13 protein-coding genes, 3 tRNA genes and 1 pseudogene are annotated in these 15,162 nt (G+C 39.9%); 9 read left to right on the top strand and 8 right to left on the bottom strand.

All coding sequences use genetic code 11. From position 1 onward, the window contains the following. The first annotated feature begins 257 nt into the window (after window positions 1-257). Window positions 258-1,739, top strand: a complete 1,482-nt coding sequence (locus ADICYQ_RS06405; RefSeq protein ID WP_020891851.1) for a Do family serine endopeptidase — start codon at window positions 258-260, stop codon at window positions 1,737-1,739. 245 nt (window positions 1,740-1,984) lie between these two features. Here ADICYQ_RS06405 and ADICYQ_RS26665 read toward each other — a convergent pair whose 3' ends face one another. The 5 genes from ADICYQ_RS26665 to ADICYQ_RS06385 form a co-directional block, all read right to left on the bottom strand. Next, window positions 1,985-2,161, bottom strand: coding sequence for a GIY-YIG nuclease family protein (locus tag ADICYQ_RS26665; RefSeq protein WP_235114428.1), 177 nt, complete (start codon window positions 2,159-2,161; stop codon window positions 1,985-1,987). 143 nt (window positions 2,162-2,304) lie between these two features. Beyond that, on the bottom strand, window positions 2,305-2,562 hold the full coding sequence (locus ADICYQ_RS06400; protein WP_040414853.1) for a GIY-YIG nuclease family protein: 258 nt from the start codon (window positions 2,560-2,562) through the stop codon (window positions 2,305-2,307). A 32-nt stretch (window positions 2,563-2,594) separates the two neighbouring features. Then, a tRNA-Val gene (locus ADICYQ_RS06395) sits at window positions 2,595-2,669 on the bottom strand. 27 nt (window positions 2,670-2,696) lie between these two features. Continuing rightward, a tRNA-Lys gene (locus tag ADICYQ_RS06390) sits at window positions 2,697-2,771 on the bottom strand. Between the two features lie 67 nt (window positions 2,772-2,838). After that, window positions 2,839-2,913: transfer RNA gene (locus ADICYQ_RS06385), tRNA-Val, on the bottom strand. 594 nt (window positions 2,914-3,507) lie between these two features. On the opposite strand from ADICYQ_RS06385, the pseudogene ADICYQ_RS28330 reads away from it, so the two are divergent. Together ADICYQ_RS28330 and ADICYQ_RS06375 are read left to right on the top strand one after the other, a co-directional pair. After that, window positions 3,508-4,071 (top strand): annotated as a pseudogene (locus ADICYQ_RS28330) (sulfatase/phosphatase domain-containing protein); the annotation flags it as partial. Between the two features lie 5 nt (window positions 4,072-4,076). Continuing rightward, window positions 4,077-5,705 (top strand): sulfatase family protein, encoded by a 1,629-nt coding sequence (locus tag ADICYQ_RS06375; RefSeq protein WP_040414851.1) that lies wholly within the window; start codon window positions 4,077-4,079, stop codon window positions 5,703-5,705. Between the two features lie 305 nt (window positions 5,706-6,010). Here ADICYQ_RS06375 and ADICYQ_RS06370 read toward each other — a convergent pair whose 3' ends face one another. Then, a complete protein-coding gene (locus tag ADICYQ_RS06370) occupies window positions 6,011-7,837 on the bottom strand; it encodes a TonB-dependent receptor plug domain-containing protein (protein WP_040414849.1) in 1,827 nt (608 codons plus the stop codon). A 245-nt stretch (window positions 7,838-8,082) separates the two neighbouring features. Here ADICYQ_RS06370 and ADICYQ_RS06365 point away from each other — a divergent pair, with 245 nt between their 5' ends. After that, on the top strand, window positions 8,083-10,038 hold the full coding sequence (locus ADICYQ_RS06365) for a M1 family metallopeptidase (protein ID WP_020891844.1): 1,956 nt from the start codon (window positions 8,083-8,085) through the stop codon (window positions 10,036-10,038). Window positions 10,039-10,115: 77 nt separating this feature from the next. Here ADICYQ_RS06365 and ADICYQ_RS06360 read toward each other — a convergent pair whose 3' ends face one another. Both ADICYQ_RS06360 and ADICYQ_RS06355 read right to left on the bottom strand, forming a co-directional pair. Then, window positions 10,116-10,514, bottom strand: coding sequence for a VOC family protein (locus ADICYQ_RS06360; RefSeq protein WP_020891843.1), 399 nt, complete (start codon window positions 10,512-10,514; stop codon window positions 10,116-10,118). 188 nt (window positions 10,515-10,702) lie between these two features. Continuing rightward, a complete protein-coding gene (locus ADICYQ_RS06355; RefSeq protein ID WP_020891842.1) occupies window positions 10,703-12,337 on the bottom strand; it encodes a S41 family peptidase in 1,635 nt (544 codons plus the stop codon). A gap of 173 nt (window positions 12,338-12,510) precedes the next feature. Here ADICYQ_RS06355 and ADICYQ_RS06350 point away from each other — a divergent pair, with 173 nt between their 5' ends. The 5 genes from ADICYQ_RS06350 to ADICYQ_RS29575 are packed head-to-tail and all read left to right on the top strand — an operon-like array spanning window position 12,511 to window position 15,051. Further along, window positions 12,511-13,269 carry a hemerythrin domain-containing protein gene (locus tag ADICYQ_RS06350; protein WP_020891841.1) on the top strand — a complete coding sequence of 253 codons (759 nt, stop codon included), beginning with the start codon at window positions 12,511-12,513 and terminating at the stop codon, window positions 13,267-13,269. After that, a complete protein-coding gene (gene ruvX, locus ADICYQ_RS06345; RefSeq protein ID WP_020891840.1) occupies window positions 13,269-13,682 on the top strand; it encodes a Holliday junction resolvase RuvX in 414 nt (137 codons plus the stop codon). The genes ADICYQ_RS06350 and ruvX overlap by 1 nt, the downstream gene beginning before the upstream one ends. Further along, window positions 13,679-14,227 (top strand): peptide deformylase, encoded by a 549-nt coding sequence (gene def / locus ADICYQ_RS06340; protein WP_020891839.1) that lies wholly within the window; start codon window positions 13,679-13,681, stop codon window positions 14,225-14,227. Before ruvX ends, def begins: the two co-directional genes overlap by 4 nt. 33 nt (window positions 14,228-14,260) lie before the next feature. Continuing rightward, entirely contained in the window at window positions 14,261-14,698 is a 438-nt protein-coding gene (locus ADICYQ_RS29580; protein ID WP_020891838.1) for a nitrilase-related carbon-nitrogen hydrolase, read from the top strand. After that, a complete protein-coding gene (locus ADICYQ_RS29575) occupies window positions 14,671-15,051 on the top strand; it encodes a nitrilase-related carbon-nitrogen hydrolase (RefSeq protein ID WP_316929271.1) in 381 nt (126 codons plus the stop codon). The genes ADICYQ_RS29580 and ADICYQ_RS29575 overlap by 28 nt, the downstream gene beginning before the upstream one ends. Window positions 15,052-15,162: the final 111 nt, after the last annotated feature.

The following is a 15,162-nucleotide window of genomic DNA, read 5'->3' as shown; positions in this document are numbered from 1 at the left end:
AATAAAACAAACTTTACATTAACTTTTTCTCGTTGCAAATTGTTGTTAATGAGTTATATTGAAATTGCCTTCTTTAGTATGAGGGCATTGTTTATTTTGTTTTTGGTGATTATTTAAGAATATGCTGAAAGAAATACTCTTTTTTATGTTAAATGCTGTTAAATAGCAAACCTAAAACCCAACTGGCATCGTTTTAGAAGTAACAATATGAAAGAATATTTCGTGTTAATTGATTTAATTTAAAAGAAAGGTATACAATGAATAGAAAACAGTTTTTCCTTGGAATCGTGCTCGCTTCTTTAATAGGGGGATTTGTAGCAGTTCTTGGTGTGGGTTTTTTACAAACCAATCAAGATTCCACCACAAATTTTACTGAAAAGCAAAACGCCAGTTTGGTGAATTGGCTTAGTGATGACAAGTTTGTGATTCCTGAAGGAATTAATTTTGTGGCTTCAGCAGCTCAAGTAACGCCTGCTGTAGTACACGTAAGAAGTACAGTAACCACAAGTAGGAGCCAACAAGGTGTGGATCCAATGGAAGAGTTATTTGGTTTCAGATCTCCAAGAGGCGAAGCCACTCCACGAGAAGGTAAAAGCACTGGATCTGGTGCAATTATTTCCGAAGATGGATACATCGTGACCAACAATCACGTGATAGAAAATGCTTCGAAGGTAGAGATTACCTTAGAGGACAACAGGCGGTTTACTGCCAGGGTAATAGGTTTAGATCCAACAACGGATCTTGCATTGCTAAAGATTGATGCGAATAACCTGCCTTTTATTCCCTTTGGAAACTCAGATGAGGCTCAAATTGGAGAATGGGTTCTAGCAGTAGGTAATCCTTACGAATTGAATTCAACGGTAACTGCTGGTATCATCAGCGCCAAATCAAGAAATATTGGCATCCTCCGAGATGAGAGCAATATGCAAGTAGAGTCATTTATCCAGACTGATGCAGCTGTTAACCCAGGAAACTCGGGCGGACCATTGGTAAACCTTAATGGAGAGATTATTGGGGTCAATACAGCCATTGCCTCAAGAACAGGTGGTTTTAGTGGATATTCATTTGCAGTTCCAAGTAGCATTGCAAAAAAAGTAATGGATGATCTTTTAGAATTTGGCACTGTACAGAGAGGATTGCTTGGTGTAATTATCAGGGATGTAAATGCTGACCTTGCGGAGTCAATTGGTGAAGAAGTGAAAGCTGACAGAGGTGTCTTCGTTGATAAAGTCAATGAAGGCAGTGGTGGCGAAGAAGCAGGTTTACAAAGAGGAGATATTATCATAGGCATTGATGGTGCAGATACGTACACAACCTCCTCCCTACAAGAAAGGGTCGCTAGAAAGCGTCCTGGAGATAAGATTAATGTTAAATTCCTTCGGGACGGGAAAGAAATGACGACTACGGCAACACTTAAGAATGTATCAGGAGATACGAAGGTCGTGGTTAAGACAATTCCAAAAATTACGGAATTTGAAGGAGTAGTCTTTGAAGACTTAAAAGTAGAGTACAAAGCTAGACTTGAACTTGAAGGTGGAGCGACAATATCCTCCATCGACAATAAATCATGGAAAGATGCAGGTGTTCAAGAAGGCTTTATAATCACTAAAATCGGAAGGATCAAAATCCTTACAGGTGAGGATGTGATCAAAGCCCTTAAGAACTACGAGGGAGAAGAAGTAATTATTTTAGGAGTCTATCCAAATGGGCAGCGTTCTTATTATGAATTGAGTCTATAATAGAATAGATCATCAAGTACAATCAACTTACTAAATATAAAAAGGTCACCTTAATGGTGGCCTTTTTTATTGCATTAAAAGATTCAGCTTAAGTAATGTCTGTCGGTTTATAAAAAAAGGAAAAGCGTCATGAAAGATTTTTTGAATAAGAAAATGATCATTTTGACTAAATGAGATTTACGGAAACTTCCATCGAGCTACATTTTTTTCCTTTAGCCGGCCATTCATTTCCCATTGAGGAAGTGTTATTTCATCAATATTGAGATGTGTTGCTGTGTCTCTCTGGAAAAGGCCTCGTCTTTGGTTTCAAAGCTTTCAGTATAAACAACTTCCCAGTCACCGACCTTGCCAGTAAATGTCTTCTTATGGTTTGAATTATGTTTGCGAACCCTTTCCTTAAGGTCATCACATGTTGCGCCGATATAAAAACGGTTTTTAATCTAAGAAAACAATATGTAAAAATGGCAGGACATGAAATAAAAAAGCCTTATCAAAAGGCTTGGTGTGGGTGTTGAGGGATTCGAACCCCCGACCCTTCCGATGTAAATCGGAATGCTCTGAGGTATTATGGTTTGGAATTAAGAAGGTCTAGTATCTTCTTTCGGCTTTTCCATTTTTTAACTTCTCGCTCTCTGGCAAAGGCTTCCTCCTTAGTTTCAAAGCTTTCAGAATAAATAACCTCCCAGTCACCTACCGTTCCGGTAAATCCCTTCTTATGGTTTGAATTATGTTTGCGAACCCTTTCCTTAAGGTCATCACAGGTTGCGCCGATATAAAAACGGTTTTTAATGCCGGAAAACAATATGTAAAAATGGCATGACATGAAATAAAAAAGCCTTATTAAAAGGCTTGATGTGGGAGTTGAGGGATTCGAACCCCCGACCCTCTGCTTGTAAGGCAGATGCTCTGAACCAACTGAGCTAAACTCCCAATATTTTAATGCTGTTTTGAAAGATATAAGAGTTAAGAATTCGTTCTTTTGACCCTTCCGATTAAAATCGGAATGCTCTGAACCAACTGAGCTAAACTCCCAATATGCTTTTAACAACTTGTATTGTTAAACCGGTACTTTTACCGGAAATGTGATTTATAATTATTGTGGGAGTTGAGGGATTCGAACCCCCGACCCTCTGCTTGTAAGGCAGATGCTCTGAACCAACTGAGCTAAACTCCCAATACGTTTTAACAATCGATCACATGACCCTTCCGATTAAAATCGGAATGCTCTGAACCAACTGAGCTAAACTCGCAATATTTTAAATTAGTTTTAGGTTACTTTTAACCTTCTAATTACTATTTTTTCAACAAATTAACCAAGTGGTATGAAGTACGCTTAAAGCAATTAGCAGCGGTAAATCACCCGATTTGGATTGCAAATGTAGGGTTAAATTTTAATGTTGCAAAAATATACCTGATTTTTTTCCAATTAAAATTGCTGTTGAAGCTTTTTATGAATCCGCATATAAAACTCACGCCATTAACACATGCATTTTAGTGTAGATTTCGGTAACCTGTACCACGATATGGTGAACTTGAATTCACTTTTGTTTTGCAAGCTTAGGAACTTTATCAACCCTGGGATTATTTCTTCAAAATTTCTTTTGTAAAGGAAGATTAATTTGCCGATTTTTAGGATTAATATCGGATGATCTAATAGGCTTTCTGCTCTCTGTAAGAAGTCAGCGGTAGTACTTGCTACTAATCATCAGGAAATGATGTCAACGGCCCTTGGCTTAATTTCGGGACACATGCAGGTTCTGCAGGTGGTTTAAGGGAAGGAAAAGGAACCAGTTTTGAAGGTGGTCAGCGAGTACCCTGTATCGTGAAATGGCCCAGAAGAATCCCAGCTGGTACCATCAACAATAAGCTGGCTTCCACCATCGATTTTTTTCCAACTTTTGCCGAAATATTGAAGGTGCCTTTACCGGAAAGAAAAATTGATGGCATTAGTATCTTGGCTTTATGGGAGAATGTGCCTGATGCCAATCCCAGGAAAACGTTTAACTATTATTACCAAAAAAATGCTTTGGAGGCCATTAGAAAAGACAATTGGAAACTCGTGTTTCCACATTTACACCGTACTTATGAAGGGTCTTCTCCTGGCAAAGAAGGAGTGAATGGAGAGACCAGGCAAATAGCAACAGGCATGGCCTTGTACGATCTCCGAAGAGATACGGGAGAGCGTTATGATGTGCAGCAAGAAAATCCCCAAATTGTAGCGGAATTATCAGCACTGGCTAATGAAGTCCGTCAAGATATGGGGGATGATTTGATGGATATAGCTGGAAAAAACAGGCGTGAACCTGGTAGAATTGAAACAATTAAACAATAAATACCATGAATTTTTGTAAACTCAAATTAATCTTTTACATGGCTGCAATTGTCTATATGGCAACAGGATGTAATACCAAAGAGGAGGAAAATACGGATGAAAAACCACCCAATATCCTCTTTATCATGTCAGATGATCATGCTTATCAGGCGATCAGCGCTTATGGGCATGATTTAAATGAAACGCCGAATATAGACCGGATTGCGAATGAAGGGGCGATCTTTACCAGAGCCACCGTTACCAACTCCATTTGTGCGCCTAGCCGGGCAGTACTTCTTACTGGTAAACACAGTTTTGTCAATGGTAAGGTAGACAATGTTCAACCCTTTGATTGGAACCAAGACAATTTCCCGAAGCTATTACAGGCTAATGGTTACCAAACAGCTTTGATCGGAAAGATCCACTTGGATGGATTGCCTCAGGGTTTTGATTATTCCATGGTTTTGCCTGGACAAGGAAATTATTACAATCCAGACTTTTTGGTAGATGGTAAGAAAACAAGGTTTGAGGGTTATGTGACCGACATTACCACAGATGAAGCTTTAAAATGGTTGGAAACTGGAAGGGATAAAGAAAAACCTTTTGCATTGATGTACCATCAAAAGGCACCTCATAGAAACTGGAAACCCGCAGAAGAATACCTGACCTTGTATGATGACAAGGATTTCACCCCTCCAGCCAGTTTCTTTGACCAGGAAACCAACTATGTGGGTAGAGGCACTGCTGCCAAGACACAAGAGATGGAAATAGATGGACATGCCCGATGGGGACATGATTTTAAAATGGAAGTGGATCCTTACGGTGACAGTACTGGTTTTGCCAATGAATTAAAGCGTTTTAATCCTGAACAACTGGCCAAGTGGAAAGCGGCCTATGATCCAAAAAATGAAGCTTTTAAAAAGGCTTTTGGGCAAGGAGATGAATCTACTTTTAGTGCTGAGAAAAAGAGAGAAATCGCTCATTGGAAATTTAACCGTTACATTAAAGATTACTTAAGAACAATCAAGTCAGTAGATGATGGAGTAGGTGAGGTGCTGGATTACCTGGAGGCTAATGGTCTTGCAGAGAATACAATAGTAGTCTATACTTCCGATCAGGGATTCTATTTGGGTGAGCATGGTTGGTTTGACAAGCGTTTTATGTATGAAGAATCCTTCAGAACGCCTCTTTTGGTTCGATATCCAAAGGAAATAAAAGCAGGGACCAAAATCGATAAATTGGTTCAGAATCTAGATTTTGCGCCTACCTTCTTGGATTATGCGGGTGTTGAAACACCTAAAGAAATGCAGGGAGAATCGTTCCGAAAATTGGTCAGTGGAGAATCAGGTGAATGGAGAGATGCTGTCTATTACACTTATTATGAGTATCCTTCTGTACACATGGTAAAGCGTCATTATGGGGTGGCCACAGACCGCTACAAGTTGATGCATTTCTATTATGACATTGACGAGTGGGAAATGTATGACTTGAAAACAGATCCTTCTGAGATGAACAATGTATATGACGATCCAGAATATGCAGAGGTAAGGACCATGATGCATGAAAGGCTGAAAGGACTCCGTGAAAAATACGGAGACAGTGACGAGAATGATAAAAAATACCTGGATGCTTATCTGGAAGCACGGAAAAAATAAATAAAGGAACTGTCTAAATTTCTTTAGGTAGTGGAAAAGCCCCTGCAAATGGATAATTTCCGTATGCAGGGGCTTCTTTGCTTTAACCCGGATTCGAATACATCGATTAGTAATGTTTTGAAGCCAAAATTGTATATTATATATTTCTCTAACCCTAGGGCTGCCGCCATTGGGTACAAAAATTCCACCTCGGTGGGGTTTTTCGGATTTATTGAATTTTTTAGCTTAACATGAGCATAGAATGTAATGTTAAGCTATAAAGAGTTAGATGGAATCGAAGTTTTCTTTTCCTACCCTAAATTCACTTACTTTAACCTGAAATTCATTCCCGCTCGTGCCCATCTTCCCGGCATTTGCACGGTTCCGGCTTCTACATAATCCGTATTGCTAATGTTCGAAACTTCTGTAAAAAAGCTGAATTTTTTCAAGCGATTATAATCCAAACGGGCATCAAATAGAAAATAGGGGTCCAAACTCATCCTTTCTATGTACCTCATTTTAGCGGTAAGTTCAAAGCTTTCTTTAAAAGTGAGCTGCAAACCGGTGATTAACTGGTGACGCAAAGCTGTTAGGGAATACCTCGTTTCTATGCCTTCTTTCTCAATGAGGTTGGCATCTATGTAGTTATAACTGAGGCTAATTTCACTTAATTTTAAATCCTTTTGCGTATCAGCAAATTGATAATGGAATCCCGTTTCTATTCCCTGAAAGGTGACCTCGTTAAAATTTTGAGGCTTCCATGGCGATTCAGTATCGGCTCTGGTCCATTCTATCAGGTTGTCGGTATGTCTGTTGAAATACACTATTTCTGCTCTGAATCCTTCTTTCAAAATTTTAAATCCACCTTCATAATTGATCGCTTTTTCAGGTTTCAGCTCCTCGTTGCCTATATTGGTAGGACCAACATAGTACAAATCAGTATAAGTAGGGATTCGGAAGCTCATACCAAAATTGGCGTAGGTTCTCAGCCATGGGTTGAGTTGATAACCAACCTCAGCTCCTGGAAAATGTTTCCATCCATATTCTGAATAATAATTGGAATAGAGCCCAGCTCTAACGTCCCCATGTTTAGAGAAATTCATGCGGTGTTCTAAAAAAGCGCCCATGATGGTCCTTTCTCTCAAGCCGAGATTATTGCTGTCTATTTCTTCCTGCCTTCCTTCGACTCCATAGCCTACAGTACCAAAATCTGTGTCCTGACGACCATTGATTTCTAGGGCGTAGACATTGGTAGTATGTTGGTTTTGGAAAAAGGAAGGATCATTTCTTACCAACCTGAATTCGTCTTTATTACTTCTCCAATAAGCCCGTGTCTGAAGATAAGTATTGCCTTTTTCCAGCGTATGGCTGATGGCCGCCAGGCTGGTTTGGACGCTTTCCCATTGGTCAGGGAAGGTGCTTGTATAAAAACCATTTGCGCCAAAGTCCCTATTGGCAAAAGACAGGATGGTTTTTAATTCCTGCGAATTTGTCAAGGCTATTCCAGCTTCATAGAACAGGGTATTGATCGAATAATCGCTGTTGTGCCAATGGCCATCGCTGGCATCGTGAGCAACTGAGATGTTTTGTTTTAACTTCCCTATCGGTAGAGACGCTTGAATAGAACCTCCTCTCATGCCAAAATCACCACCGTAAACGCCTCCGTTCACGTTGAACCTATCAGATAGTTCCGTAACTATGTTTATTGCACCAGCATAGGCATTCTGCCCGTATATTCTGGAAGCAGGTCCTTTGAGTACATCAATTCTCTGCACACTGGACAAGGGTACGGGGATATTGACCATGTGGTGGCCTGTCTGCGGATCTGAAAGCTTGATTCCATTGACCAACATAAGGGTTTGCTCGAAAGAGCCACCTCGTATGCCTATGTCTGCCTGCACACCACTTACTCCTCTTTGCCTAACGTCAATGCCTGGTGTGAAAGAAAGGATTTCCTGTAGGCTCCTTCCTGGGGTTGTTTCAATTTCCTTTCTATGGATAATATTTATGTTTCGGGAGCTCTTGGAAAAGGGGATTTTCATCCTATTCTCCTTAATGATTACTTCATCCAAGGTATGCGTGATGCTGTCATTTTGGGCCAGTGTGGTTAATGCACTGAGCAAAAGAAAGCTTAATAGTAGGCAGTATTTCATATGAATAGTTATTTGCGGCCCAAAGTACCCTTCAAAAACTTAGAAATACAAATCCGAAGATCGTAGTCGTTCAAGACCGCAAACTTATAGTTCTAATAAAGAGACCTGTATTTAACGAAATAAACTTTTAATTTTTAGCTGATATGATGGCTTTTTTTGTTCCAGACATTGCAAGTTAAAGAACGAATAATACCTGTGAATTCCTTTTTGTTACTCAATTCTTTTAATTTAGCAAAAAAAGAATTATGAAATATAATCATCTAAGCAAATGGCTGGTTGTAGCCTTTTTGTTTTCCAGCAATTGGGTTTTGGCCCAGGTGGAAAGCAATAACCAGAATGACTTCAATGAATTTACCTACCGTCAAGGTTCAGCCTATAGGGCTGCTTCAGGCAAGCCAGGGCCAGACTATTGGCAAAATGGAGCCGATTATAAAATTGCTGTTACCATTGATGAAGACGAGCATACCGTTACTGGTAAGGTAGACATTACCTATACCAATAATAGTCCGGAAAGTTTGTCATTTATTTGGCTTCACCTGGAGCAAAACAGGTTTACGCCAGATTCCAGGGGTACACTTACTACACCTATTCAGGGCAATAGGTACAATGGTGATATTGATGGTGGCTATACGATCAATAATGTAGCTGCACAATTGAGTAAAAGAGGAAGTACGGTTTCTTCAAAACATATCATTACAGATACGAGGATGCAGGTTTTCTTTAATGAACCTATTCCTGCTAAGGGTGGAGTGGCCACTGTTTCAATGAATTTCACATTTAAGGTTCCTGTAAAAGGCATGGACAGAATGGGAAGGCTGACTGTAGCTGATGGTACCATATACGCTTTGGCGCAATGGTATCCAAAAGTAGCGGTTTTTGATGATGTGGAGGGTTGGAACATAGAGCCATACCTTGGAGCAGGAGAGTTTTACCTGGACTATGGTGACTTTGATTATAAAGTGACCGTTCCTTATGACCATATTGTGGTAGGTTCGGGTGCACTTCAGAATCCCAAAGAAGTACTGAATGGGACTTTATTGGAACGATTAGAAAAGGCAAGCAATAGCGACACAACTGTTTATCTCGTAAAACCTGAGGAGGTTTTAAAGCCAGAATTAACCAGACCGAAACAGGAGGGTACCCTTACCTGGCACTTCAAAATAGAAAATGCCAGAGATGTAGCCTTTTCTTCTTCTAAGGCTTTTATCTGGGATGCTGCCCAAATAAATTTACCTGAAGGTAAAAAGGCCATTGCGCAATCTGTTTACCCAAAAGAAAGTGACGGACAGGATGCCTGGAGCCGTTCTACAGAATACAGCAAGGCGTCTATCGAACATTACTCCAATAAATGGTATCCTTATCCTTACCCCGCGGCAGTAAATGTTGCGGCAGACATTAACGGTATGGAATACCCTGGTTTGAATTTCTGTAGCTATAAAAGCAAAGAAGGTTCCCTTTGGGGCGTGACAGACCATGAGTTTGGTCACAATTGGTTCCCTATGATTGTAGGAACGAATGAAAGGCGTTATGCATGGATGGACGAAGGGTTCAATTCATTTATCAACCATTACAGTTCTGTCGCATTCAACGAGGGAGAGTATGGTTCTGACTTACAGCAAACAAGAAAATACGTAAACTGGCTAAACAGCGAAGATAGGGAAGGAATCGACACTTATCCTGATGTTGCCAATACCTCAAACTTAGGGATGATTGCCTATATGAAACCAGCCATTGGGTTGTTTCTTTTAAGGGAGTATATATTGGGTGAAGAGCGTTTTGACAATGCCTTTAAGGCTTATATTGAAGCATGGGCTTACAAGCATCCCCAGCCAAATGATTTCTTCAATATCATCGAAAATGTAGGAGGAGAAAACCTTTCCTGGTTTTGGAAGTCCTGGTTTTATGGCACTGATAATATTGATCTGGCCATAGAAAATGTAGTGCCTTATGGCAATGATCAGGTGGTGATTTTAAGCAATAAAGGTGGCGTGCCAATGCCTGTGAAATTGGGCCTAACCTATGCAGATGGCAGCAAGGAAAGAATAATGTTGCCTGTAGAAATATGGCAAAGGGGAGACAGTTGGAATTACCAACACAAATCCAACAAACAGCTGGTCGGTGTTGAAATTGACCCTGACAAAGTGCTTCCAGACATTAATATTGCCAATGACAAATGGCCAAGTGATATTTATAAAGAGTAGGCATAAAAGGAGGGGCATTCTAGCCCCTCCTTTTATTTTTATTTAGCATTTCCAATAAAGGACAGACGATTTTCCTTTTAAACATCATCGTTGATTTCTAGCCAATAGCCGTTTGGATCTTGAAAGAATATCTGCCTAATACCATCCGGGCGGAGGTTAACCTTCCCATTACTGCCTTTTGAATCCCCAAAAGGCACCTCATGTTTATTCAATTTCTCCATAAAACCTTCCAGGTCTTTGACGCAAAAGCATATGTGGTTGGTTCGATCTACTTTTTGTTCTTTCCAAGGCTGTTCTCTTGCTATTACATGTACAGAAAGTCCATGTCCAATATCGAACCAAGTATGTAAGTGATCTTTAAAGGGATCCTCAATTTTTTGAAGGCCAATAACCTCACTGTAAAAGTCATTGGTTTCTTCAAGGTTACGTGCGTAAATGGCGTAATGATTAAATTTAATTTGAACAGATTCACTCATTTGGAGTAGCGGGTTAGGGTTTAAATCTGGATTGTATTTTTTAAGTTAAACCCGGATTATACAATAGGGTTCGTGATGAGTAATTTCATCACGTAATAGATGATCTATTGCCTATTTCGGGTTAAAATTACTAAGGCACAAAAAAAGCCGGAGAAATTGTTCCCCCGGCTTATATGGTGATAATGTTATTATTCTTCTTTAAAGAAAGCCAAAGCCCCTGCATTGTCCAGCAGCTTTATTGCTTGTTGGTAAATTTCATTGACCTCGTTAATCACCTTATAAAAGGCGTCATCATCGTAGATGTTTCTAGCCATGTGGGCTTTGAGGAGAATCTTTAAATAGTTTTTCGATTTAGCAAAGTCCTTTTCATTGAACTTCACCTTGTATTTTTCTCCTGTTTTGACCAAATCACTTAGCATCGCATCCGTAATTTCGAAGTCTTTGTTAAATGCCTCAAAAGACATTTTATCAAATTTCTTTTTATTTATATCCAGGTAATCCAAGATGTATTCCCTCCATGACTCAGAGCTAAACAGCCTGTTGACATAAGAGCTTGACATACTTGTATCCATAGGAACAAAGTAATCAGGCATGATACCACCTCCGCCATATACGGTTCTTCCTTTCAAAGTTTCGTATTTCAAGGTGTCGTTAAAGTCTATGCTGTCAGCACTAAAGAATTCTCCATGCTCTAGTCGATTGTAATAATCCATGGCATAATCTTCTTCGCTCTCCCCATAAGGTTTCTGAATGGATCTTCCCGAAGGCGTATAGTACCTGGCAATGGTAAGTCTTAATTCAGCACCGTCCGATAAATCTATAGGCATCTGCACAAGTCCTTTACCGAAAGATCTCCGGCCTACAATTAGCCCTCTATCGTTGTCCTGTATGGCACCGGCTACAATTTCAGAGGCGGAAGCACTTCCTTCATTTACCAAGACAATCACTGCGCCTTCTTCAAATGCGCCAGGGCGAACTGCAAAAGCTTCCTGATTGTATCTATCCAGTTTTCCTTTTTGAGAAACAATTACAGCCTTGTCTTTCAACATTTCATCTGCAATATTTATGGCCGCTCCCATATAGCCTCCAGGATTTCCCTGAAGATCCATTATTAAACGCTTCATTCCCTCAGCCTTCAATTCTTCCAAAGCACTTCTAAATTCCTCATGCGTGTTGGCTGCAAATCGGGTTATTTTAATATAACCTGTTTCACCGTCTATCATGTAAGCGGCGTTCACACTGTATTGAGGTATTTTATCACGTGTGATTTTAAAGTCCAGAAGGTCTTCTTCTCGCTTTCTTTTAATAGCAATTTCTACCTGACTGCCTTTTGGCCCACGTAGTAAATCAAAAACATCTCTATTGGTAATACCTGTTCCTGCTACCGTTTCACCATCTACTTTTACGATTTGATCTCCTGGTAGCAAACCTATCTTCTCAGAAGGCCCACCGGTTAAAGGGGATACCACATATATGGTGTCTCTTAAAATACCAAACTCAATGCCTATCCCGTCAAATTCTCCATCTAGCTGAGACTTTGCCAAGGCTGCATCCTTCGCTGGAATATAACTGGAGTGAGGATCAAGTTTCCCGAGCATTTTTTCAATGCCAAATTCTACCAACTCGTTGGTATCTACACTGTCTACATAATCCCTGTTGATGTAAGTAATGATCTCCTGCAATTTATAAATTGCTGATTTTAGATCATTTCTATCTGATGAGGGTTCTGCAAAGGTTGCTCCTATCCAAATACCCGCCGAAATACCCAAAGCCAGGAAAATTGGTAGTCTTATTTGTGATTTCGTATTCTTCTTTATGCTCACGTTGTTCCTGTTTATATTTTTATGCAAAGAAAAGCATCGTTTAATTTAATGGTTTTTCGCCAATTTTACAATTAAACATCTATTACTGGCGTTTCGTTTAGATAAACGTAATATTTTTAAAATCGGTGCGCTAACTTACTTTTTTTACATTTATTTCTTTTAATTTTGTGTTAATGCACTCTTCCGAAAACAAACATATAAAATCCATTGGAGAATTGGTTACTGAAAACCATGTTTTAGCTGAAGTACTGCACTATTTTGGCATTAGTTTCTTTCATCATGAGGAACATTCCTTGAAAGAAGTCTGTGCCAAATACAATGTGAACCCTTCCCAGGTAATTGCTGAGTTGGAAGAATGGGCTGGCAGGGTAGAGCCAACTAAAGATGAACTCTTTCTTCATCCTATAGGCGTTTTGGTAGGATATCTCAAGAAAAAACACCGGCATTTTATCAGGCAGGCCTTGCCTTTCCTTACCAGTATGGTGGAGGGAATCGAAATGGATAAATCCCAAAAAAGCCTGATCACTGATTTGAGATTGATGTTTCCCTTGTTTGTGGACGACTTTATTCACCACATTCATGAAGAGGAGGATAGCCTTTTTGAAAGGATTGCCTATTTGCATGAAATTGAAAATGGTTCGGTTCCATTGTCTGAGGGGATTAAAGTTTTTACTTTACCGTCGATTCAGAAAATGGCTGAAGAGCATGATGCACATGATGATGAAATGAAGGGTATCAGGAAACTTACAAACGATTACCAGATTTCTAATAGCGCAAGCGTATCTGTGCGTGTATTGTACCTTGAACTTCAAAAGCTCGAAAGTGAATTAATGATACATGCTAAAATTGAAAATGACCTGCTTTTCCCAAAGGCAGTAGAACTTGAACGTGAGGTTTTAAGAAAGCTTCGTTTGCAAATTAAGAACAATTGATGGGCAGGGTGCTGGCCATTGACCTGGGAACTAAGCGTACTGGCTTAGCTGTTACTGACCCTTTGGTGATTGTAGCAAGTCCTTTGGAAACTATACCTACACACAAATTGTTGGATTACCTAAAGAATTACACAAGTAAGGAAGAGGTCTCTACAATAGTTTTGGGATGGCCAAAATCCCTGGATGGTACGGATACTAACATGACACAACCTGTTGTGGCCATGGAGAAAAAATTAAGGAAAATATTCCCTGAGATAAAGGTTGAATTGGTAGATGAACGCTTCACCTCCAAAATGGCCATGCAATCCATGATCAGTATGGGAAGCAAGAAAAAAGATAGAATGGAAAAAGCGGGTAACCTGGATAAAATTAGTGCCGCTATAATTTTACAAACATATTTAGAAAGAAAATGATATACCCTATAGTAGCTTACGGTCACCAAGTATTAAAGAAAGAGGCAGAAGAAATTCATGAAGGTGATGATGTTAGCGGGTTAATTTCGGATATGTTTGACACCATGGGCAAAGCCAATGGTGTAGGTCTTGCTGCCCCTCAAATCAATAAGGGGATACGTCTTTTTGTGCTCGACAGTAACCTGATGTTGGACGAAGAAGACGACGAGAAAGGCATAAGAAAAGCTTTTATTAACCCCATTATTCTTGACGAATATGGAGACAAATATACCTTTGAAGAAGGATGCTTGAGTATTCCAGAAGTGAGGGCAGAAATAACAAGACCTGAAAAATTAACCATTGAGTACTTTGATGAAAATTGGAATCTCAAAGAAGAAGAGTTTTCAGGCATGACCGCCAGGGTTATTCAACACGAATATGACCACCTGGAAGGGATCCTATTTGTGGATTACCTCAAAGGCCTTAAAAGAAGAATGGTAAAAGGTAAATTGGTGGATATTAGCAAAGGCAAAGTGTCAACCGATTACCGAATGCTTTACCCCTGATTAAAGAGTTTTAATTTTTTATAGGTCGTCATCATGCAAAATCTAACCTTAGCTTTAGTACAATCTGATCTTTATTGGGAAAATAGCGCTGCTAACCTTGCCATGTTTGAGGAAAAGCTATGGGCGATGGACCAAAAGGTGGACATTATCGTCTTACCGGAAATGTTTACTACCGGTTTTACCATGAATTCCGCCAGTCAGTCAGAACCCATGAACCTGCATGCCACCAAGTGGATGCTTCAAATGGCCGGGCAGTTGAAATCCATCATTACAGGGAGTGTGATCATTAAAGCAGAAGGAAAGCATTACAACCGCTTGCTTTGGGCAACTCCAGATGGTGAGCTGTTGCACTATGACAAACGACACCTTTTCCGAATGGCTGGGGAAGACAATTATTTTTCAATGGGGCTTGAAAATAAACTTTTACCTGCAAAGGTTGGAAGATACGACCACAGGTTTGTTATGATTTAAGGTTTCCACTTTGGTCCAGAAATGCTTCCACTCCTGAAGGTGAAATGGATTATGATTTGCTTTTTTATATTGCTTCATGGCCTGCGTCTAGGGTAACTGCCTGGGATGCCTTGCTCAGAGCCAGGGCCGTAGAAAATCTTAGCTATTGCGTTGGAGTGAACCGTGTAGGTGAAGATGGAAATGGTGTAAGTTATTGTGGACATTCTGCTGCTTACGGATTCAAAGGCGAGGATATTATTCAATCTGGTGAATCTGCAAAGATATCCATCGTAGAGTTGAGCGGAAAAGAGCTTGTAGATTACCGTACCAAATTCCCCGCATGGAAAGATGCGGATGGCTTTTCTATAGAGTGACCCGAACTGAAAAATAGTTTACAGGTTAAATAAAAAAAACCCTTGATCCACCTTTAAAAAAAGGGAGGTTTTTCAGGATTAGCGAGTACATTTCTGATTCGAAATTTCAGG

Origin of the sequence: Cyclobacterium qasimii M12-11B (assembly GCF_000427295.1) — a bacterium.
In the GTDB taxonomy this organism is placed as follows: Bacteria; Bacteroidota; Bacteroidia; order Cytophagales; family Cyclobacteriaceae; genus Cyclobacterium; species Cyclobacterium qasimii.
Note: the sequence above shows the minus strand (reverse complement) of the source record. Positions and strands in the feature narration are given on the sequence as shown.